At 66.0% G+C, this 20,461-nt stretch carries 22 protein-coding genes; 13 read left to right on the top strand and 9 right to left on the bottom strand.

The annotated features are described in order from the left end of the window. Window position 1 precedes the first annotated feature (1 nt). The 3 genes from PDM29_RS04300 to gloA form a co-directional block, all read right to left on the bottom strand. Window positions 2-1,300: a putative DNA modification/repair radical SAM protein gene (locus PDM29_RS04300; RefSeq protein WP_311192656.1), complete on the bottom strand. Its 1,299-nt coding sequence runs from the start codon at window positions 1,298-1,300 to the stop codon at window positions 2-4. A gap of 69 nt (window positions 1,301-1,369) precedes the next feature. Further along, a complete protein-coding gene (locus PDM29_RS04295) occupies window positions 1,370-1,798 on the bottom strand; it encodes a VOC family protein (RefSeq protein WP_311192655.1) in 429 nt (142 codons plus the stop codon). 145 nt (window positions 1,799-1,943) lie between these two features. Continuing rightward, window positions 1,944-2,468 (bottom strand): lactoylglutathione lyase, encoded by a 525-nt coding sequence (gloA, locus tag PDM29_RS04290; protein WP_311192654.1) that lies wholly within the window; start codon window positions 2,466-2,468, stop codon window positions 1,944-1,946. Between the two features lie 102 nt (window positions 2,469-2,570). On the opposite strand from gloA, the gene PDM29_RS04285 reads away from it, so the two are divergent. Beyond that, a complete protein-coding gene (locus tag PDM29_RS04285) occupies window positions 2,571-3,686 on the top strand; it encodes a PLP-dependent cysteine synthase family protein (RefSeq protein WP_311192653.1) in 1,116 nt (371 codons plus the stop codon). Window positions 3,687-3,752: 66 nt separating this feature from the next. On the opposite strand, the gene PDM29_RS04280 is transcribed toward PDM29_RS04285, so the two are convergent. Beyond that, entirely contained in the window at window positions 3,753-4,148 is a 396-nt protein-coding gene (locus PDM29_RS04280; protein WP_311192652.1) for a hypothetical protein, read from the bottom strand. Window positions 4,149-4,302: 154 nt separating this feature from the next. On the opposite strand from PDM29_RS04280, the gene PDM29_RS04275 reads away from it, so the two are divergent. Then, window positions 4,303-6,333: a M3 family metallopeptidase gene (locus PDM29_RS04275; RefSeq protein WP_311192651.1), complete on the top strand. Its 2,031-nt coding sequence runs from the start codon at window positions 4,303-4,305 to the stop codon at window positions 6,331-6,333. 79 nt (window positions 6,334-6,412) lie between these two features. Here PDM29_RS04275 and PDM29_RS04270 read toward each other — a convergent pair whose 3' ends face one another. Genes PDM29_RS04270 through PDM29_RS04260 form a run of 3 tightly spaced genes read right to left on the bottom strand, consistent with a single transcriptional unit; the run spans window position 6,413 to window position 8,251 of the window. Next, window positions 6,413-7,213 (bottom strand): SDR family oxidoreductase, encoded by an 801-nt coding sequence (locus tag PDM29_RS04270; protein ID WP_311192650.1) that lies wholly within the window; start codon window positions 7,211-7,213, stop codon window positions 6,413-6,415. Then, window positions 7,204-7,767 carry a DUF1415 domain-containing protein gene (locus tag PDM29_RS04265; RefSeq protein WP_311192649.1) on the bottom strand — a complete coding sequence of 188 codons (564 nt, stop codon included), beginning with the start codon at window positions 7,765-7,767 and terminating at the stop codon, window positions 7,204-7,206. The genes PDM29_RS04270 and PDM29_RS04265 overlap by 10 nt, the downstream gene beginning before the upstream one ends. Before the next feature lies 1 nt (window position 7,768). Next, the gene (locus tag PDM29_RS04260; RefSeq protein ID WP_125360636.1) at window positions 7,769-8,251 is read right to left on the bottom strand and encodes a YajQ family cyclic di-GMP-binding protein; all 483 of its coding nucleotides are present in this window, start codon (window positions 8,249-8,251) and stop codon (window positions 7,769-7,771) included. Between the two features lie 78 nt (window positions 8,252-8,329). Here PDM29_RS04260 and PDM29_RS04255 point away from each other — a divergent pair, with 78 nt between their 5' ends. The 5 genes from PDM29_RS04255 (at window position 8,330) to PDM29_RS04235 (ending at window position 11,784) form a co-directional block, all read left to right on the top strand. Beyond that, window positions 8,330-9,226 (top strand): DMT family transporter, encoded by an 897-nt coding sequence (locus tag PDM29_RS04255; protein ID WP_311192648.1) that lies wholly within the window; start codon window positions 8,330-8,332, stop codon window positions 9,224-9,226. A 132-nt stretch (window positions 9,227-9,358) separates the two neighbouring features. After that, window positions 9,359-10,366 carry a methionine ABC transporter ATP-binding protein gene (locus PDM29_RS04250; RefSeq protein ID WP_311192647.1) on the top strand — a complete coding sequence of 336 codons (1,008 nt, stop codon included), beginning with the start codon at window positions 9,359-9,361 and terminating at the stop codon, window positions 10,364-10,366. Then, window positions 10,363-11,055 (top strand): methionine ABC transporter permease, encoded by a 693-nt coding sequence (locus tag PDM29_RS04245; RefSeq protein ID WP_311192646.1) that lies wholly within the window; start codon window positions 10,363-10,365, stop codon window positions 11,053-11,055. The genes PDM29_RS04250 and PDM29_RS04245 overlap by 4 nt, the downstream gene beginning before the upstream one ends. 137 nt (window positions 11,056-11,192) lie before the next feature. Continuing rightward, window positions 11,193-11,471 (top strand): type II toxin-antitoxin system RelE/ParE family toxin, encoded by a 279-nt coding sequence (locus tag PDM29_RS04240; RefSeq protein WP_311192645.1) that lies wholly within the window; start codon window positions 11,193-11,195, stop codon window positions 11,469-11,471. A 10-nt stretch (window positions 11,472-11,481) separates the two neighbouring features. Next, window positions 11,482-11,784 (top strand): HigA family addiction module antitoxin, encoded by a 303-nt coding sequence (locus PDM29_RS04235; RefSeq protein WP_311192644.1) that lies wholly within the window; start codon window positions 11,482-11,484, stop codon window positions 11,782-11,784. A 4-nt stretch (window positions 11,785-11,788) separates the two neighbouring features. Here PDM29_RS04235 and PDM29_RS04230 read toward each other — a convergent pair whose 3' ends face one another. Next, window positions 11,789-12,394 (bottom strand): lipocalin family protein, encoded by a 606-nt coding sequence (locus PDM29_RS04230; RefSeq protein WP_311192643.1) that lies wholly within the window; start codon window positions 12,392-12,394, stop codon window positions 11,789-11,791. A gap of 161 nt (window positions 12,395-12,555) precedes the next feature. On the opposite strand from PDM29_RS04230, the gene PDM29_RS04225 reads away from it, so the two are divergent. Further along, complete coding sequence (locus PDM29_RS04225) at window positions 12,556-12,912, top strand: hypothetical protein (RefSeq protein WP_311192642.1); 357 nt, start codon at window positions 12,556-12,558, stop codon at window positions 12,910-12,912. A gap of 33 nt (window positions 12,913-12,945) precedes the next feature. Further along, the gene (locus PDM29_RS04220; protein WP_311192641.1) at window positions 12,946-15,039 is read left to right on the top strand and encodes a prolyl oligopeptidase family serine peptidase; all 2,094 of its coding nucleotides are present in this window, start codon (window positions 12,946-12,948) and stop codon (window positions 15,037-15,039) included. 144 nt (window positions 15,040-15,183) lie between these two features. Here the strand turns inward: PDM29_RS04220 and PDM29_RS04215 are convergent, their stop codons facing one another. Beyond that, complete coding sequence (locus PDM29_RS04215) at window positions 15,184-16,371, bottom strand: pyridoxal phosphate-dependent aminotransferase (RefSeq protein WP_311192640.1); 1,188 nt, start codon at window positions 16,369-16,371, stop codon at window positions 15,184-15,186. 110 nt (window positions 16,372-16,481) lie between these two features. Between PDM29_RS04215 and PDM29_RS04210 the strand changes: the two genes are divergently transcribed. The 4 genes from PDM29_RS04210 to PDM29_RS04195 all read left to right on the top strand — a co-directional run bounded on the left by PDM29_RS04210 (window position 16,482) and on the right by PDM29_RS04195 (window position 20,448). After that, the gene (locus tag PDM29_RS04210) at window positions 16,482-18,605 is read left to right on the top strand and encodes a S9 family peptidase (RefSeq protein ID WP_311192639.1); all 2,124 of its coding nucleotides are present in this window, start codon (window positions 16,482-16,484) and stop codon (window positions 18,603-18,605) included. Between the two features lie 85 nt (window positions 18,606-18,690). After that, entirely contained in the window at window positions 18,691-18,930 is a 240-nt protein-coding gene (lptM, locus tag PDM29_RS04205) for an LPS translocon maturation chaperone LptM (RefSeq protein ID WP_311192638.1), read from the top strand. After that, window positions 18,923-19,774: a diaminopimelate epimerase gene (dapF, locus tag PDM29_RS04200; RefSeq protein ID WP_311192637.1), complete on the top strand. Its 852-nt coding sequence runs from the start codon at window positions 18,923-18,925 to the stop codon at window positions 19,772-19,774. The genes lptM and dapF overlap by 8 nt, the downstream gene beginning before the upstream one ends. After that, a complete protein-coding gene (locus PDM29_RS04195; protein ID WP_311192636.1) occupies window positions 19,771-20,448 on the top strand; it encodes a DUF484 family protein in 678 nt (225 codons plus the stop codon). The genes dapF and PDM29_RS04195 overlap by 4 nt, the downstream gene beginning before the upstream one ends. Window positions 20,449-20,461: the final 13 nt, after the last annotated feature.

The following is a 20,461-nucleotide window of genomic DNA, read 5'->3' as shown; positions in this document are numbered from 1 at the left end:
CTCAGCCGGCCACCGCGTCGAACAGAGACGCCTGCTTCGGCGGCGGGGCGAGGCGGGCGCGCAGTGCACCGGGGTTGTCCAGCGCGTTGCGTGGATGATGGTCGGCCAGCTGCACGAACGGCAGCAGTTTGCTCATGGGAGCGCGCAGGCGGGCCACGTCGGCCACGCGCAGGCGGCCGTGACGACGCGCCATTAGTACACGCTTCACGTTGCGTACGCCCAGCCCCGGCACCCGCAGCAGCATTTCCTTCGGCGCGCGGTTGAGGTCCACCGGAAAGCGCTCGGGATGGCGGATCGCCCATGCCATCTTCGGGTCGATGTCCAGATCGAGCATGCCGCCCTGGGTGGTGTCGGTGATCTCTTCCACGTCGTAGCCATAGAAGCGCAGCAGCCAGTCCGCCTGGTACAGCCGATGCTCGCGTGCGAGCGGTGGGGCCTGCACGGGAAGGATGCGGCTGGCATCGGGAATCGGGCTGAACGCGGAGTAGTACACACGCCGCATGCGGTAGTTGCCATACAGGCTGTCGGCAGCGGTGAGGATCTGCTGGTCGCTGGCTCCGTCGGCCCCGACGATCATCTGCGTGCTTTGGCCGGCCGGGGCGAAGCGCGGAGCGCGGGGGCGGCGTCGGGGGGCTTTTGCGGTCTGCGTGGCGCTCGGTGCGACGGTGGCGGCGGGCGCGGCCTTCGCCTCCTTGGCTTCCTCGATGCGCCAACGCAATTCACCCATCGCGCTGCGGATCGAGGGCATCGACTTCTCTGGTGCAAAGTTGGCCAGACCCGCTTCGGTCGGAAGCTCCACATTGATCGACAGGCGATCGGCATGACGGCCGGCCGCAGCCAGAAGCTCCGGGGAGGCTTCTGGAATGGTCTTGAGGTGGATGTAGCCGTTGAAGCGGTGCTCCTCGCGCAGCTGGCGTGCCACTTCGACCATCTGCTCCATCGTGTAGTCGGCGTTGCGGATGATGCCGCTGGAAAGGAACAGGCCTTCGATGTAGTTGCGCTTGTAGAAGTCCATGGTCAGGGCGACCACCTCTTCGACCGTGAAGCGGGCGCGCTGCACGTTGCTGGAGACGCGGTTCACGCAGTACGCGCAGTCGTAGATGCAGAAGTTGGTGAGCAGGATCTTCAGCAGGGAAACACAGCGACCATCCGGGGTGTAGCTGTGGCAGATGCCGGGGCCGTCGGTGCTGCCGATGCCGCCGCTGGCGCGCGAGTCGCGCTTGCCTGCGCCGCTGGAGGCGCAGGAAGCATCGTATTTGGCGGCGTCGGCGAGGATGGCGAGTTTGCGCAGCGTTTCCATGCGGAAACGGTAGGGGCGTTCGGTCTCAATGTGTGAGATTGGGAGTCCGCGTCGCTGAAGAGTTCAGGGTCAGAACGTGACCTTCACCGAATCGGCGCTATAGGTCGCCGGCCCGTGGTACACCACTTCAATGTTGTTTCCATCCGGGTCCAGCACGAACGCGCCGTAATACCCGGGATGATACGGCCGCTCACCGGGCGCACCATTGTCCTTCCCGCCAGCTGCAATCGCTGCCTTGTGAAACGCATCCACCGTGGCCGCATCGCGCGCCTGGAATGCCAGATGATGCCGCCCGGTCAGCTCGCCGGCGGCCGCCTCGCTGCTGGCGGTGGAGATGAACAGTTCATCGGCCCAGAAGTAATCCTCACCTTCGCCGGCCACCGGAATGCCGATGGTGTCGAACACCGCCTGGTAGAAGCGGCGGCTGGCGGGCAAGTCACGCACCACCAGCTGGATATGGTCGATCAGGCGGCCGCGATGCAGTTCCATGGTTTCCATGCCGGGTCCTTCGTGATGAGGAGGGGCATGTATAACACTGGGCGAGTTGTGGCGACGTGCGGTTCGGATGACGACCAACGGTCGTCATCTACCGGCATCGCGGTGCCCGGTAGGCGACGACCGTTGGTCGTCGCCCCATTGCCAATCAGGCGACCGGGGTGTTGGAGATGATCTCCACCCAGTAGCCGTCCGGGTCCTTGATGAAGGCCAGATGCTTCATGCGGCCGTCTTCCAGGCGCTTCTGGTAGGGCACCTGCAGGTCGTCAAAGCGCTTGCAGGCGGCCTTGATGTCCGGCACGGACACGCAGATGTGGCCGAAGCCGCGCGGGTCGGAATTGCCGTCGTGGTACACCGGGCCGTCCTGCTTCTCGGTACCGTGGTTGTGGGTGAGCTCCAGCACGCCGGGAATGCCGGCCATCCACACGCGGCGGGCGTCATCGCCCTCCGGAATGGCGGTGCCCGCGGGCAGCAGGGCCAGGAAGTACAGGCTGAACTGCGCTTCCGGGAAGTCGCGCTGGTCCAGCAGCTGGAACCCCAGCACCCGGGTGTAGAAGTCCAGCGAGGCGGTGATGTCCTTCACCCGCAGCATGGTGTGGTTGAAAACGAAACCGGTGGTTTCAGCCGGCGGCTGGGCGGCCACGCCGGGCTGGGACTGGAAGGCAAGGGTCATGGGGGTCCTCGGGTGCATGAAAACGGAACGTCAGGCCGTTCAGTTTAGCGGCCCGGTGGCAAGGCGACGTAGAATGCAGCATCTCCTTGACTGTTCGTCGACATGTCGCAGCGTGAATGGGTGGCCGCGGCCATCCGCAAGATCGAAGCCGATTTCAACCGCTCCGCGGACACCCATCTGATCCCGATGGACCTGCCGGGCTACCCGGGCATCGAGCTGTACTTCAAAGACGAATCCAGCCACCCCACCGGCAGCCTGAAGCACCGCCTGGCGCGCTCGCTGTTCCTGTACGCGCTGGCCAACGGTTGGCTGCGCGAGGGGCGGCCGGTCATCGAGGCCTCCAGCGGCTCCACGGCGGTGTCCGAAGCGTATTTCGCCCGCCTGCTGGGGGTGCCGTTCATCGCGGTGATCCCGGCCAGCACCTCGCCGGAAAAGATCGCCGCCATCGAGTTCCACGGTGGCCGCTGCCATCTGGTGGAACGCGCCTGCGATCTGAACTGCGAATCGGAGCGGCTGGCACGCGAAACCGGCGGCCACTTCATGGACCAGTTCACCTACGCCGAGCGGGCCACCGACTGGCGCGCCAACAACAATATCGCCGAGTCCATCTTCAAGCAGATGGCCGAGGAGCCACACCCGGTGCCGGAATGGATCGTCTGCAGCCCCGGCACCGGCGGTACGGCGGCGACGCTGGGTCGTTACGTGAGCTACCGCCGGCATGACACCCGCATCCTGTGTGCGGACCCGGAAATATCGGTGTTCTACGACGGCTACTGTGCGGCACTCGCCGGCGAACCGTGGCGCGAGCTCACCTGTGCCGGCGGTTCGCGGGTGGAGGGCATTGGCCGCCCGCGCGTGGAATCCAGCTTCATCCCGACCTGCGTGGATGCCATGGTGAAGGTGCCGGACGCGCTGAGCCTGGCGGCCATGCGCCATGTCAGCCGTCAGCTCGGCCGCCGCGTGGGCGGGTCCACCGGCACCAACTTCATCGGCGTGCTGCATGCGGCGCAGCAGATGCGTCGGGCCGGGCGCAGCGGATCGATCGTGACGATTCTGTGCGACAGCGGCGAGCGCTATGCGCACAGCTATTACAACCCGGAGTGGTATTCGCGGCAGGGCATCGATGTGGATGCACCGGATGCCGTGCTGGCCGCCGCAGTCAACGGGCAGGCGGCGCTGCCCGTGCTGGCGCAGGCGTCGCTGGAGCCGCTGTATTGATGTGCCAGTGATTCCGTAGAGCGGGGCTTGCCCCGCTGCGCCAAAGGCAGCCGGGCAAGCCCGGCTCTACGCGGCGCGACTGGCCTCGTACGCATCCAGCACCACATCCCGCAGCACCGGCGGCAGATCCTCATAGGCCGTCGCGTGATCGTCGAAGTGCAGGTCCAGATTCACTTCTGCCTGGTCCGCCTGGGCGGCGATGAACACCAGCAGCGTGCACAGCACGAACTCGCGCTCGTGCCCCTTCTCGCACTGCATGGCACCGAGTTCGATCACCTCGTAGGGGAACCACATCTGGTCCTCGTGCAACCTGCCGTGCTGCGCACCCACCACCTGTTCCAGTGCCTCGCGGTGTCGCGCGTGCTCGGCGGTTCTGCCGAGGGCGGCAATCCAGTCCAGCTCGCGCGGGCTGGCGGTGGCAAGCAGGGCGAAAGGCGGTGCAATGGCCTGAACCGCGTCCATGAACCCTCCGAGGAAAGCGTTCGTTGGGCCTCCAGCGTCGTCCGCGCGACGTGGTCCGGGCGTGAATGAATGTGAAAAGGATGCATCCGGGCCTTGTGCCTGCCCGCACCCAGTGCCATATCGTGTGCATTGACCCGCTGTCTGGAGATGCCCTGTGACCCCTGCCAATCCGCTGCTCGACTTCTCGGGCCTGCCGCGTTTCGATGCCATCCAGCCCGCGCACGTTGGCCCGGCGATCGATGCCCTGCTGGAGCAGGCCGAAGCGGCAGTGAAGCAGGCCGAAACGGTGAGCCCGGTCACCTGGGAGACGTTCGTGGTGCCGCTGGACGATGCCACCGAGCGCCTGTGGCGGGCCTGGGGCCAGGTGGGGCATCTGCAGGGCGTGGTGAATACGCCGGAACTGCGTGAAGCCTATAACGCCAATCTGCCCAAGGTGACCCGCTTCGGCAGCGCGCTGGGCCAGAACCTGAAGCTGTTCGAGCAGTACCGCGCGCTGGCGGCCAGTGCCGAAGCCGCGCAATTCGACGTTGCCCAGCGCAAGGTGCTGGACAACGCGCTGCGCGATTTCCGTCTGGGCGGTGCCGAACTGGATGACGCCGGCAAGGCCCGTTACAGCGCCATCCGCGAGGAACTGTCGGCGCTGTCGGCGAAGTTCTCACAGAATGTGCTGGATGCCACCGATGCGTGGTCGCTGATCGTCGAAGACGCCGCCGAGCTGGCGGGCCTGCCGGAGGACGTGGTGGCCGCGGCCCGTGCGGGCGCGGAAAAGGACGGCAAGGCCGGGTGGAAGCTCACCCTGCAGATGCCGTGCTACCTGCCGGTGCAGACCTATGCGTCGCATCGCCCGCTGCGTGAGGCGCTGTACCGCGCCAACGCGCTGCGTGCCTCCGAGTTCGGCGACAGTGCACTGGACAACAGCGGCAACATCGACCGCGTGCTGGCGCTGCGCGCCGAGCTGGCAACACTGCTCGGCTTTGCCAACTATGCCGAGTACTCCATTGCTACCAAGATGGCCGACGACGCGGCCCAGGTGCTGGCCTTCCTGCGCGACCTGGCCGCGCGCGCCAAGCCCTATGCACAACGCGACCGCGCGGAACTGGAAGCCTTCGCCCGTGAAGAACTGGGGTTGGAAACGCTGGAGGCCTGGGACCTGGCCTATGCCAGCGAAAAGCTGAAGCAGGCCCGCTACAGCTATTCCGCTCAGGAAGTGAAACAGTACTTCACCGAGCCCAAGGTGCTGGAGGGGTTGTTCAGCGTCATCTGCGGCCTGTACGGGCTGGAGGTGCAGCCGGACGTGGCACCGGTGTGGCATCCGGACGTGCGCTTCTATCGCGTGGTGGATGCGCAGGGCGGGCTGGTTGGTCAGTTCTATCTGGATCTGTACTCACGCGAAGGAAAGCGTGGCGGGGCCTGGATGGACGACTGCCGCAACCGCCGCGACACCGCGCACGGCGTGCAGACCCCGCTGGTGTATCTGGTCTGCAACTTCGGGCGTGGCAGTGATGGCAAGCCGGCCACCTTCAGTCACGATGAAGTGACCACGCTGTTCCATGAAATGGGCCACGGCCTGCACCAGCTGCTGACCCGCGTGGGCGAACTGGGTGTGGCCGGCATCAATGGCGTGGAATGGGATGCGGTCGAGCTGCCCAGCCAGTTCATGGAGAATTTCTGCTGGGAGTGGGACCGCGTGCAGGCAATGACCGCGCACGTGGACAGCGGCGAACCGCTGCCGCGCGCGCTGTTTGACCGCATGCTGGCCGCGCGCAACTTCCAGAGCGGCATGTTCACCGTGCGCCAGCTGGAATTCGCATTGTTCGACATGCAGCTGCATAGCGACTATGCGCCCGCGCAGGACAGCGTGCTGCAGCTGCTGGAGCGCGTGCGTGACGAGGTGGCGGTGAACCGGCCGCCAGCATGGAATCGCTTCCCGCATCAGTTCAGCCATATCTTCGCCGGCGGTTATGCGGCGGGGTATTACAGCTACAAGTGGGCTGAAGTGCTGAGTGCCGATGCCTATGCTGCGTTCGAGGAAGCGCCCGGCAAGGTGGCAGAGACCGGCAAGCGATTCCGCGACGAGGTGCTGTCGCGCGGTGGCAGCCGGAGCGCGGCGGAGAATTTTGCCGCCTTCCGTGGGCGTGCGCCGACGGTGGATGCACTTCTGCGTCACAACGGCATGGCCGGGTGATATCGCACGGTACCGACCAACGGTCGGTACCTACCGGAATGCATGGTAGGTATCGACCGTTGGTCGATACATGGTTGGATCAATCGGCGTAAATCATCGTGCGGCTCATGCCGCCATCGACGATATGGTCCTGGCCGGTGATGAAGCCCGCCAGGTCCGACAGCAGAAACACCGCCAAAGCACCGATATCCTCCGGCTGCCCAACCCGCCCCACCGCATGCTGCGCATGATCACGCCGCGACAGCTTCGGCGTACGCCGGCGTGACGGTGCCTGCCATGCATCGGTGGTGATCCAGCCGGGGCTGATACTGTTCACCCGCACCTTCGGCCCGGCACTGATTGCCAGCGCGTGCGTGAACGCCACCAGCCCACCTTTGGCGGCAGCATAGGCTTCACTGTTCGCTTCAGACTGCCATGCGCGGGTCGAAGCGATGTTGATGATCGCACCGCCCTGCGCGTTCAAGGCGGGCAGGGCGTGCTTGCTGCACAGGAACGCGCCGTGCAGGCTGGACAGGCGACGCTGCCATTCGGTCATGCTCATCCCGGCCAGTGGCGTGCCATGCGCGCTGGCGATCCCGGCGTTGTTGACCAGGCCGTCAATGCGACCGAATCGCTTCAGCGTCGCTTTGATCAACGCCTGCACGCTGCGCTCGCTGGCCACGTCCGCGCGCTGGAATGCGGCGCGTTCGGGCAGGTTCCACTCCTTCAGGCAGGCCTTGCCGGCATCGGCATCCAGGTCGGCAATCATCACGCTGCCGCCTGCACCCAGCACGGCCTGCGCAATGCCACGGCCCACGCCCTGCGCGCCGCCGGTGACCACCACCACGCGGTCGCGCAGCGGTTGTGCAGGCCAGTCGGCAACGGACGGGGTCAGTGGCATGGCGGGGTGTCCTTGCGGCCGAGCAGGCGGGTCCAGCCCTCCACGCCCAGCTTGTCGAGCGTGGCGATGTTGCGCTCCACGATCACATCCGGGTCCGGGAACGCTGCCACCGCACGCTCCACGCTGTCCTCGCGCAGCAGATGCAGGGTGGGGTAGGGCGCGCGGTTGGTGTAATTGCTCACATCGTCCGCTGCCACACCGGCAAATTGGTACTGCGGGTGGAAGCTGGCCACCTGCAGGATGCCCTGCAGGTCCAGCGCCTCGATGGCCGCGTCGGCGTTATCCAGGAAGTCGTTGTAGTCCAGGAAGTCGGTCAGGACCTCCGGATGCACAATCAGCGTGGTGTCGATCTGCTCGGCCGGGGTGTCGCGCAGCAGTACCAGCTCCTCGGCCAGCTCTTCCAGCAGTGCTTCGGGCGTGGTGGCGTCGCTGAGCACGAAACGCACCTGTTCCTTCACGTACACCGCCTTGGCGAACGGGCACAGGTTCAGCCCGATCACAATGTTCTCCAGCCACTTGCGGGTGTCGGCAATGGGATCGGAGGCGTCGTTCATCTCAATCACGGAAATTGTCGAACTGCAGCGGGATCTCGAAGTTTTCCTTCTTCAGCAGCGCGATCGCATCCTGCAGGTCATCGCGCTTCTTGCCGGTCACGCGCAGCTTGTCGCCGTTGATCTGGCTTTCCACCTTGAGCTTGGCTTCCTTCAGCTTGGCCGCGATCTTCTTGGCGATCTTCTGTTCGATGCCCTGCTTGACGGTGACGTCCTGGCGCGCGCCGCCGAGGTTGGTGAGGATGTCGCCGAACTCCAGGCAGCCGGCATCGATCTTGCGGGCAGTGAGGCGCTGACGCAGGATCACCGTCATCTGCTCCAGCTGGAACTCGCTGGGGGCGCTCTGCTTGATCACGCTGTCTTCCAGTACGAACTTGGCGTCCACGCCCTTGAAGTCGAAGCGGGTGGACAGCTCGCGGTTGGCCTGGTCGACGGCATTGGTCAGCTCGTGGGTGTCGACTTCGGAAACGACGTCAAATGACGGCATGGGCATACTCCAGCAGAAGAAGCGGTCATTCTAACCGCCCGGGCATGGACGGCCCGCCAAGGCCGGCGATAATGGGCCATGAACACGCTCAAATCCCCGACCCGGGCCGTCTTCTGGATGCTGGCCGCGGTAGCCTGCTTTTCCCTGATGGACGCCGGCATGAAGCAGCTCTCCGGCAGCTACGCCACCTTGCAGGTCACTTTCCTGCGCGGGGCTGCCTCGCTGCCGTTCGTGCTGGTGTGGGTGCTGGCCACGGCCGGCCCACGCTCGCTCATTCCGGTGCGCTGGGGCCTGCACCTGCTGCGCGGCCTGCTTGGCATGACCATGATCGGCTGCTTCGTGTTCGCGCTGCGCAGCCTGCCGCTGTCCACCGCCTACACCATTTACTTCGTGGCTCCGCTGCTGATTGCGGCACTGTCGGTGCCGCTGCTGGGTGAAACCGTCGGCCCGCGTCGCTGGGTGGCCATCGGCATCGGTCTGGTCGGGGTGCTGGTGGTGCTGCGCCCGGGCGTGGACGGGTTCATTTCCGTACCGGGGCTGATGGTGCTGCTGGCGGCCACCGCCTACGCCGTGGCCGCGATCACGGTCAGCATGCTGACCCGCACCGATACCCCGCAGTCGATGGTGGTCTGGTTCCTGGCCCTGCTGGCGCTGGGGGCCGGCCTGTTGGCGATCCCGGACTGGCAGCCGCTGCAGTGGGGTCACGCCGGTCTGATCGCGGGCATGGGCCTGGCCGGCGCGGCCGGGCAGGTGGCGCTGACCCGGGCCTTCCAGCTGGGCGAAGCCTCGTTGATCGCGCCGCTGGAGTACACCGGGCTGGTCTGGGTGATCGGCTGGGACGTGCTGTTCTGGGGCGTGCTGCCCGATGGCTATACCTGGCTGGGCGGGGCCATCATCGTCGCCTCCGGGCTGTACCTGCTGCACCGGGAGCGGGTCCGCAAGGTGGCTGCTCCGGCCCCGCTGGACCACCCATAGGCCCCGCCGGACGGGACGAAGACGTCACCTTATAAGCAAACGGAATATCATTCCTCCGTGCCGCGCGGGCCAGGGCCGTCCCGCGCTGGTAGGCTGCACGCCCCCTCCCATCGATGCCCGGTTGATCGCCACGTGATCGAGTTCCAGCGCCTGCACAAATCCTATGCCGTCGGCGGACGCGCGATCGCCGCGCTGCAGCCGCTGGACCTGACCATCGAGGCCGGCGAGGTGTTCGGCATCATTGGCCATTCCGGGGCAGGCAAGTCGACCCTGATCCGCCTGATCAACCGCCTGGAAGAACCCAGTGGCGGCCGTCTGCTGATCAATGGCGAAGATGTCACCGCGCTCGACGCCGACGGGCTGCGCGCGCTGCGCCGGCGCATCGGCATGATCTTCCAGCACTTCAATCTGCTTTCTTCGTGCACGGTGGCGGCCAACGTGGCCTTCCCGCTGGAACTGGCCGGTACCCCGCGCGCGGAGATCGACGCCCGCGTGGCCGAACTGCTGCACACCGTGGGCCTGGAAGCGCATGCCAACAAGTACCCGGCGCAGCTGAGCGGCGGCCAGAAGCAGCGCGTCGGCATCGCCCGTGCTCTGGCCACCCGCCCGCAGATCCTGTTGTGCGACGAGGCCACCAGCGCGCTGGACCCGCAGACCACCGCGTCGGTGCTGAACCTGCTGGGTCAGATCAACCGCGAGCTGGGCCTGACCATCGTGCTGATCACCCATGAGATGGACGTGATCCGCCGCGTCTGCGACCGCGTGGCCGTGCTCGACGCGGGCGCGCTGGTGGAAACCGGTCCGGTCACCGAGGTGTTCCTGCACCCGCAGCACCCGACCACGCGGCGTTTCGTCAGCGAGTCCGAACACATCGACGAAGGCGTGCTGCACAAGGACTTCGAAGCCGTGGCCGGGCGCATCGTGCGCCTGACCTTCCTCGGCGGCGACACCTACGAACCGCTGCTGGGGCGCATCGCGCGCGACACTGGCGTGGACTACAACATCCTGTCCGGGCGCATCGACCGCATCAAGGACACCCCTTACGGCCAGCTCACGGTGTCGCTGGTCGGTGGTGACGTGCAGGCCGCGCAGGCCGGTTTCGTGGCTGCGGGCGTTCACGTGGAGGAGCTGCGCCGATGAACCTTGTTGCTGCTGCCGACGGCTTCTTCCGTCACCTCGATGCCGCCAAGTGGGGCGACATCGGCCAGGCCACGATCGACACCCTGCTGATGCTGGGCGGCTCGCTGCCGTTGACCCTGCTGATCGGCCTGCCGCTGGGCGTGCTGCTGTTCCTCACCGGGTCGCCGCAGCTGCACCGCAAGCCGGTGCTGTACGGTGCCCTGGCGCTGGTGGTGAACCTGCTGCGCTCGGTGCCTTTCATCATCCTGATGATCGTGCTGATTCCGATCACCTTGTGGATGATGGGCACCTCGCTGGGCGTGCGCGGTGCGATTGTGCCGCTGGTGATCGGTGCGGCACCGTTCTACGCCCGTCTGGTTGAAACCGCGCTGCGTGAAGTGGATCGCGGCGTGATCGAGGCCAGCCAGGCGATGGGTGCGACGACCTGGCAACTGGTGACCCGTGTCCTGCTTCCCGAAGCCCGGCCCGGTCTGATCGCGGGTGCCACGGTGACCGTGATCGCCCTGATCGGCTTCACCGCCATGGGCGGTGCAATCGGCTCCGGCGGCCTGGGCGACCTGGCCTTCCGCGACGGCTACCAGCGTTCGCACACCGACGTGGCCCTGGTCACCGTAGTCCTGCTGCTGGTGCTGGTGCAGGTGCTGCAGATGCTGGGCGACTGGCTGGTGACGCGTTACACCCGGAAGTGACCCGTAGAGCCACGCCCTGCGTGGCTGTTGTGGATATGCCGGCCAGCGGCCGGCCCTACCGGGATAGGCGATTGATATTGCCTGTACCGTGACCACCGTCCGTGTTATATTCCGTTCTGCGTAATACGCTATTCGGAATGATCCAGTCGTTCCGCTGCCGCCGTACGCAATCCTTGTTCGAAGGCCAATGCCCTCGGCCGTTCCGCAACTTCCGTGCGGCGGCCGAGCGCAAGCTGCAGATGCTCGATTCGGCGCAGACACTGGACTTTCTGCGAAGCCCGCCCGGAAACCGGCTGGAGGCGTTGGCAGGGAACCGGCGCGGACAGCACAGCATCCGCATCAATGCGCAATGGCGGGTGTGTTGCGTATGGACCGATGCCGGTGCCTGCGATGTCGAGATCGTTGACTGCCACTGAGGTGCCCACCATGAGCCGTCCTACCAACAAGCTACGGGCCATTCATCCGGGCGAGGTGCTGCGGGAAGAGTTCCTGCTGCCGCTGGAGTTGAGCATCAATGCGCTGGCAAGGGCGCTGGATGTGCCCGCCACGCGTCTGCACGCCATCGTGCATGAGACCCGGGGCATCACCGCCGATACGGCGGCCCGCCTTGCGCGTCATTTTGGCGGTGACGCGGCGTCCTGGCTGGCGCTGCAGGCCGAGTACGACCTGAAGACGCTGGCCACCTGGTCCGAAATCGAAAGCCGCGTACAGCCGCGCGTGGCGGCTTGACCCCTCAACGGACGTTCGGAACCTCGAAGCCCAGCCGGTCCACCTGTTCCTTGTGCTGCGGCACGCGCTTGAGCTTGTCGGTGTTGACCCCGTACTGGTCACGCAGGCGGGTGGCCAGTTCCTTGTAAAGCTCTTTGTCCATGTCTGGCTGGCGGGCGAAGATCCAGGCCATCTCGCGGCCGGGGTAGCCGAGCATCGCCCAGGAGTAGTCCGGGGCCACTTCAAGCACGCGGGTGTGAGTCGGCACCACCTTGTAGAACCAGGTCCGCCAGTTATGGTTGCCGCTCTTCTCATCTACCGAGGCGCGCACGGTCAGTTCCTGCAGTGGCTGCGAGAAGCCGTCGCGATAGCGGTAGGTGATCGAGACCTTCTGGTCGCCGCGCAGTGAGTATTCGTTGACGCTGGCCACATGACCGCGCTCGACCGGGTTAGGCACCCGCCCGATCACATACCACGTACCCATGAAGCGCTGCAGGTCGATCGGCGCACCGGGCCCGGTGGTGGCGACCTCCGCCGGCGGCGTCGGCTTGGCGTCGCCGAACGCGCAGGCGGACAACAGCGACACCAGCGAGATCAGCAGGACAGCGCGAAGCGGGCGGTTCGAGGACATGCGGTGGCGGGCTCCAGAGGCGTGCAGGGGCATGGTGGGTAAGACAGCGAAGAACGTCAATGGCGGTTGTTGCATCAATGTGGCCGATTGCGCAAAAAGGTCGCAGTCTGTGAGATCGGGGCAGGGCAAGGTGACGCATCACTTTCGCACGGAGCTGTGTCATGTCCCTGTCTTCTTCGCGTCGTTCCCCGCGTTCACCTGCTTCCCCGCGTCTTCTCGACGCACCGCACCCCCAGGTCCTGCGGGCAGTCCAGCAGGTCGCGCTGGCCGGGCTGGCGCTGGTGCTGGTGTGGCCGGCCGCGCGCGGCTACAGCCAGTGGTTGGGCTGGCTGCCGATGTGGCTGGTCGGCATGCCGCTTCTGGCCTGGTGGGCCTTGTACCGGTTCCGCCTGCCGGCCGCGCTGCTGGCCCGGCAGCACACGCGCCGCCGCGGCCCCCAGGCCCGCCGTCGCAGCAGTGCGCGGGTGCGACGGACCCGCCCTGACCTTCGACAGGGGGGAGCCGGGCAGGCGGTGTGATAGCGTCGGGGGATATGACCGCCTGGAGCCGCAATGTCCCGATTCGCTTCCGCCTGCCTGGTGGCAGGTCTGATGTCCGCTGGTGCGGCAGGAGCCGCCATGGCCGCTGAATCCCCCGCCGACCCGTACGCCTGGCTGGAAGACGTCACTGGCGAGAAGTCACTGGACTGGGTGAAGCAGCAGAACGCCAAGTCCGAAGGGCGGCTGGCCCAGACCCCGGCGTTCAAGCAGATGGAAGCCAGCATCCGCGAGGTGCTCGATTCGGACGCCAAGATTCCGGGCGTGCAGAAGATCGGCGACTACTACTACAACTTCTGGAAGGACAAGCAGCATGAGCGCGGCCTGTGGCGGCGCACCACGCTGGACGAGTACCGCAAGCCGGCCCCGAAGTGGGAAACCGTGCTGGACCTGGACGCGCTGAACAAGGCCGAGAACGAAAACTGGGTGTGGCACGGCGCTGAGTGCCTGCGTCCGGACTACAGCCGCTGCCTGATCGCGCTGTCGCGCGGCGGGGCCGATGCCGACGTCACCCGCGAGTTCGACCTGACCAGCAAGACCTGGATCAAGGACGGCTTCTTCCGTCCCGAATCCAAGGGCGGGCTGGGCTGGATCGATCGCGACACGGTGTTCGTCTACACCGATTTCGGCGACGGCAGCATGACCACCTCCGGCTACCCCCGCGTGGCCAAGCTGTGGAAGCGCGGCACGCCGATGAGCAGCGCCAGCGTGGTGTACGAAGGCAAGGCCGACGACATGTACATCGCCGCCCTGCATGACGACACGCCGGGCTTTGAGCGCAACCTGGTCAGCCGCACCCTGGCCTTCTACAACAACGAGCTGTTCCTGCGTGGTGACGACGGCAAGCTCACCAAGATCGACGCGCCGAACTCGGCGGAAAAGGGCCTGCGCAAGCAGTGGCTCACCCTGGAGCTGCGCGAGCCGTGGACCGTGGGGGGCAAGACCTACACCGCCGGTTCGCTGCTGATCACCAAGCTGGACGACTTCATTGCCGGCAAGCGCGACTTTGAGGTCCTGTTTGCCCCGACCGACACCACCTCGCTGGCCGGTTCAAGCTGGACCAAGAACCACCTGGTGCTGAACGTGCTGGACGACGTCAAGAGCCGCCTGCAGGTGCTCACCCCAACCGCCACCGGCTGGGAGAAGAGCGATTTCGTGGGCGCGCCGTCGTTTGGCACCGTGGCCGTGGGTGCGGTCGACGCTGACGAAAGCGATGCGGTGTGGATGACCGTCACCGACTACCTGACCCCGACCACGCTGGCGCTGGCCGACATCGGCAAGCAGCCGGAAGTGCTCAAGACCATGCCGGCGTTCTTCGATGCCGAGGGCAAGGTGATCGAGCAGCACTTCGCCACCAGCAAGGACGGCACCCGCGTGCCGTACTTCGTGGTGCATGCCAAGGACATGAAGCTGGACGGCTCCAACCCGACCCTGCTGTACGGCTACGGCGGCTTTGAGATCTCGCTGACCCCGTCGTACTCCGGCGGCATGGGCCGGGCCTGGCTGGAAAAGGGCGGTGTATACGTCGTCGCCAACATCCGTGGCGGCGGCGAGTACGGCCCGCGCTGGCACCAGGCGGCGCTGAAGCAGAACCGCCACAAGGCGTACGAAGACATGGCCGCGGTCGCCCGTGACCTGGTCACGCGCAAGATCACCTCGCCGAAGCACCTGGGCGTGCAGGGTGGCAGCAACGGTGGCCTGCTCACCGGCAACATGCTCACCCAGTACCCGGAACTGTTTGGCGCGGTGGTGATCCAGGTGCCGCTGCTGGACATGAAGCGCTACAGCCACCTGCTGGCCGGTGCCTCGTGGATGGCCGAGTACGGGAACCCGGACACGGCGGACTGGTCCTACATCCAGACCTTCTCGCCGTATCACCTGTTTGACCCGAAGAAGTCGTACCCGCCGGTGCTGTTCACCACCTCGACCCGTGACGACCGCGTCCACCCGGGCCATGCCCGCAAGATGGCGGCGAAGATGATCGAGGCGAACAAGGACGTGACCTACTACGAGAACATCGAGGGCGGTCACGGTGGTGCGGCGAACAACGCGCAGGCCGCGCACATGTCGGCGCTGGCATACAGCTTCCTGTGGGAACGTCTGAAATAAACCCGCGTGCCAACCAACGGTTGGCACCTACCGGCGGGTAGCCACCGACCGTTGGTCGGTGGACATCTCCGGGTGGTGGGGCGTTTCGTTGGCTCCACCCCATTTTGAACGCCGCGCAGCGATGCGCGGCGTTTTTTTGTCCGCTCAGCGCACCCAACGCTCCAAACCACGTCGAATACGCGTCACCGCTTCCTGCAGCCGCGGAATCTCCTGCGTGTACGCCAACCGCACATGCTGGTTCGCGCGGTAATGCCCGAAATCCAGCCCTGGCGTAAACGCCACGTGCTCGGTTTCCAGGAAGTGCGCACAGAACGCCTGCGCGTCGTCCGTGAACGCACTGACGTCGCAGTACAGATAGAACGCGCCCTGCGGCTCGACTTCGATGCGGAAGCCCAGCTCCCGCAACGCCGGCAGCAGGTAATCGCGCCGCGCCTGGAAGGCATGCCGGCGCTGCTCGAAGATCACCATCGTTTCCGGCTCGAAGCAGGCAAGGGCCGCATGCTGGGCGATGCTGGACGCGCTGATATAAAGATTCTGCGCCAGCTTCTCCAGTTCCGGCACCGCCTTCGGCGGAGCCACCAGCCAGCCCAGCCGCCAGCCGGTCATGCCGAAATACTTGGAGAAACTATTCAGCACGAAGGCGTCGTCGTCCACCTGCAGCACGCTCGGTGCGTCCATGCCGTAGGTAAGCCCGTGATAGATCTCATCCACCACCAGATGCCCGGCGCGTGCCTTCAACGCCTGCGACAGCCCGGCCAGCTGCCCGGCATCGAGCACGGTGCCGGTCGGGTTGGCCGGCGATGCCACCAGTGCGCCGACGCTGGCCGCGTTCCAGTGCGTTTCGACCAGCTCCGGGGTCAACTGATAGGCGGTCTGCGGGCCCACTGGCACCAGCTGCGCCGCACCTTCCACCAGACGCAGGAAATGCCGGTTGCATGGGTAGCCCGGGTCGGCCAGCAGCCAGTGCCGGTCGGGGTCCACCAGCAGGCTGCTGGCCAGCAGCAGTGCGCCGGAGCCGCCGGGCGTGACCAGCACACGTTCCGGGTCCAGGTCCACGTTGTAGCGTTGGCGGTAGAAACCGGCGATGGCTGCGCGCAATGCCGGCAGGCCGCGCGCGGCGGTGTATCGGGTGTGCCCGGCGGCCAGTGCGGCCTGGCCGGCGCGCACGATCGGGTCAGCGGTGGTGAAGTCCGGTTCGCCAATTTCCAGATGGATCACATCGTGGCCGGCCTGTTCCAGCGCCTGCGCGCGGGCCAGCAGGGACATGACGTGGAACGGCGCGATGTCGTGGCTGCGTCGGCTGTAGCCTGCCGGAGGCAAAGAGGTGCTCATGCCGCTGATGATAGGCGCATGCCGTCGCCCACGGCTTGCCCCGCGCTGTCCGTGCAACCACACTCAGGGGACAGGGATGCCATTGCAATCACCCGAAAGGACCCAATCTTGTGAAACCTGCCCTCTGCTTACTGGTAGCCAGTCTGATGACCTCCACCGCGAACGCTGCCCCCGTGCTGACCCCACCTGACGCCGAGAAGCGCCCGCATACGGTGAAGGCCCCCTTCGGGGCGACCCGCAGCGATGACTACTACTGGCTGCGTGACGACAAGCGCGAAGACAAGGCGATGCTGGCCTATCTGAATGCGGAAAACGCCTACACCGACCAGGTGATGGCACCGCTCAAGCCGATGGAAGACACGCTGTACAAGGAAATCGTCGCGCGCATCAAGCAGGATGATTCCAGCGTGCCGGCGCGTGATCGCGGCTACTGGTACTACACGCGTTTCGAGACCGGCAAGGACTATCCCATCCAGGCGCGCCGCAAGGGCAGCATGGACGCACCGGAAGAGATCCTGCTGGACGTCAACCAGATGGCTGAAGGCAAGAACTACTTCAATGTCGGCGACGCCGACGTCAGCCAGGACAACCACCTGCTGGCCTGGGCCGAAGATGACGTCGGCCGCCGCCAGTACGTGATCCGCTTCAAGGACCTGCGTACCGGCGAGGTACTGCCGGACCGGATCGAGAATGTGTCCCCCAACGTGGTCTGGGCCGATGACAACCGCACCCTGTTCTACGTGGAGAACGACCCGGAAACCCTGCTCACCGTGCGGGTGAAGAAGCACGTGCTCGGTACGCCGACCAGCAGCGACGTGCTGGTGTACGAAGAAAAAGACGACAGCTTCTACATGGGCATCGGCCGCACCCGCGACGACCGCTTCCTGACCATCGAACTGGACAGCACGGTCAGCTCGGAAACCCGCTTCGCCCCCGCTGCCGACCCGCAGACCTTCAAGGTGCTGGCACCGCGCGCACGCGACGTGGAATACAGCGCCGATCATTTCGGTGGCCGCTGGGTGATCCGCACCAATGATGCCGGCGCGAAGAACTTCAAGGTCGTCACCGCGCCGACCGACAGTACTGCCCGCAGCCAGTGGACCGACTGGGTGGCGCACGACGACAGCGTGCTGGTGGAGGGCTTCGAGCTGTTCGACACCTTCAGCGCCATTGCCGAACGCTCCAACGGACTGGAGCGCATCAAACTGTTGTTCGCCGACGGCCGCCAGGAGTACGTGAAGGCCGACGAGCCGGCGTACTCCATGGGCATCGCTGCCAATCCGGAACCGGACAGCGTGTGGCTGCGTTACGCCTACGATTCGATGACCACGCCCACCACCACCTACGAGCTCAACACCGCCACCGGTGAGCGTCGCCAGCTCAAGCAGCAGCCGGTGCTGGGCTACGACCCGTCGCAGTACACCACCGAACGCGTCTGGGTGACCGCGCGTGACGGTGCCAAGGTGCCGGTGTCGCTCGTTTACCGGAACGGCTTCAAGAAAGACGGCACCGCTGCGCTGTACCAGTACGCCTACGGCAGCTATGGCATGTCGATGGACCCGGGCTTCAGCTCCAGCGTGGTCAGCCTGCTTGACCGCGGCGTCGTGTACGCCATCGCGCACATCCGCGGCGGTGAGGAGATGGGCCGCGCGTGGTACGAGAACGGCAAGCTGCTGCACAAGCAGAACACCTTCAACGACTTTGTCGATGTCACCCGTGAACTGGTCCGCCAGGGATATGCGGCCAACGATCGTGTCGCTGCCTCCGGCGGCAGCGCCGGCGGCCTGCTGATGGGTGCGGTGGCCAACCAGGCCGCGCAGGACTATCGGGTGATGGTGGCGCAGGTGCCGTTCGTGGACGTGGTCACCACCATGCTTGACGCCAGCATTCCGCTCACCACCAACGAGTACGACGAGTGGGGCAACCCGGAGCAGCGCGAATACTACGACTACATGCTGAAGTACTCGCCCTACGACAACGTCAGCCGCCAGGCATACCCGGCCATGTTCATCGGCACCGGGCTGTGGGATTCGCAGGTGCAGTATTGGGAACCGGCCAAGTGGGTGGCCAGGCTGCGTGACGACAACACCGGCAGTCACCCCATCGTGTTCCGCACCAACATGGAGGCGGGGCATGGTGGCAAGTCCGGGCGCTTCCAGCGCTATCACGAGCTGGCCGAGTCATATGCCTTTGTGCTGGACCAGCTGGGCGTGACCGCGCCCGCGGCCGACTGACGACGGTAGTGCCGGCCGCTGGCCGGCACCGCCCGTTCATGCAATCGGCACACCGGTTCGGCGGCCCCTCGTTATACTCGGGGGCATGAGCATCCCCCATCGCAGAATCGTCCTGATCCCGCTGGCAGCGCTTGCGCTGCTGTCCCTTTCGGCCTGCGGCAACAAGGGCCCGCTGGTCATGCCGCAGAAGCCGGTACCGGTGGAAGAGCAGGCGGTCGATCCGACCGAAGAAGCCGTGCCAGCCGACACCGACGCCACCCAGGACCCGCCGGTGGTACCGGACCCGGTCGAACCGCAGCTGGATGACGATGACGGCAATGAGTAAGTCCGCGTCCTCCGCCCTGCGCTTCACCAAGATGCACGGTGCCGGCAACGATTTCGTCGTGCTGGACCTGCGCGATGGCACCCCCGCGCCGACTCCGGCGCTGGCCGCTCAGCTGGCCAACCGCCACACCGGCGTTGGCTGCGACCAGATTCTGACCATTGAACCGCCGCGTGAAGCCGGTTCGGTGGCCGCTTACCGCATCTGGAATTCGGACGGTTCGCAGTCCGAACAGTGCGGCAACGGCGCGCGCTGCATCGCGGCGTGGCTGGTCCGCGACGGTGCCGCCGAAGGCAGTACCTTCAACATTGACAGCCCGCTGACCACCCACGCCATCGAGCGCATTGGCGATGACCAGTACGCGGTGGCCATGGGCGTGCCGCGCTTTGAGCCGGCCCAGGTGCCGCTGCTCGGCTTCGCCCGTGCGCGCGAGGAATACCTGCTGCCGCTGCAGGGCGATCAGGTGCGTTTCGGCGCGGTCTCGATGGGCAACCCGCACGCGGTGGTCGAGGTCGGCCTGGTAGACGCCGCTCCGGTCGAACGGCTCGGGCCGCTGCTGCAGCAGCATGCCAGCTTCCCGCAGTCGGTCAACGTGGGCTTCGTGCAGGTGCTGGACCCGCAGCATGCCCGTCTGCGCGTGTATGAGCGAGGCGTAGGCGAGACCCTGGCCTGTGGCAGCGGTGCCTGCGCTGCGGCGGTGGTGATGATGCAGCGCGGCCGTCTGCAGCGCGATGCGGTGATGTCGCTGCCCGGCGGTGACCTGCGCCTGCGCTGGCCCGCTGACGACGCCCCTGTGGTGATGTCCGGTCCGGCTGCATTCGTCTTTGAAGGGGAGTGGATCGCATGAGTGACACCGCCGAGAAGATCGGTGCGCATGAAGTGGCCTCCTGGCTGCGCCGGCACCCGACGTTCCTCAAGCAGTTTCCCGACCTGTCGCTGACCCTGGTGGTGCCGCGTGACGACGGCCCTACCGCGTCGCTGGCCAGCTACCAGCTGGAAGTGCTGCGCGACAAGAACCGCGAGCTGTCGCGGCGGCTTGCCGACCTTGCTGCCAATGCGCAGATCAACGAGCGGCTGGCGGTGCGCACCCATCAATTGACCCTCGCCCTGATGAAGCAGCGGACGGCGGCTGACACGCTGCGGGCGATGGCCGCATCGCTGGAAGAAGATTTCGCAGGCGATCTGGTGCGACTGGTGGTGCTGCGCCCGGTGGAGGGCCTGGAGCAGGCTCCGTGGCTGCAGGTGCTGGCGGAAGACAGCCCGAAACTGGCGGCATTCCGCGACTGCCTCAAGGATGGCGAACCGATCTGCGGCCGCCTGCATCCGGAAAAGAACGCGGTGCTGTATGGCGAACGCGTGGACGAAGTGCAGTCCAGCGCGTTGCTGCCGCTGCCGGGCATCGGCCTGATCGCGGTCGGTAGCCATGACGGCAATCGCTTCTATCCCGGCATGGGCACGCTGTTCCTGCGCATGATGGGCGAGGCGCTGGCCGTGGCGCTGTCGCGCTTCGACCCGGCCTGATCGTCGCGGAGCA

The organism is Stenotrophomonas oahuensis (genome assembly GCF_031834595.1).
Classification (GTDB): Bacteria; Pseudomonadota; Gammaproteobacteria; order Xanthomonadales; family Xanthomonadaceae; genus Stenotrophomonas; species Stenotrophomonas oahuensis.
Note: the sequence above shows the minus strand (reverse complement) of the source record. Positions and strands in the feature narration are given on the sequence as shown.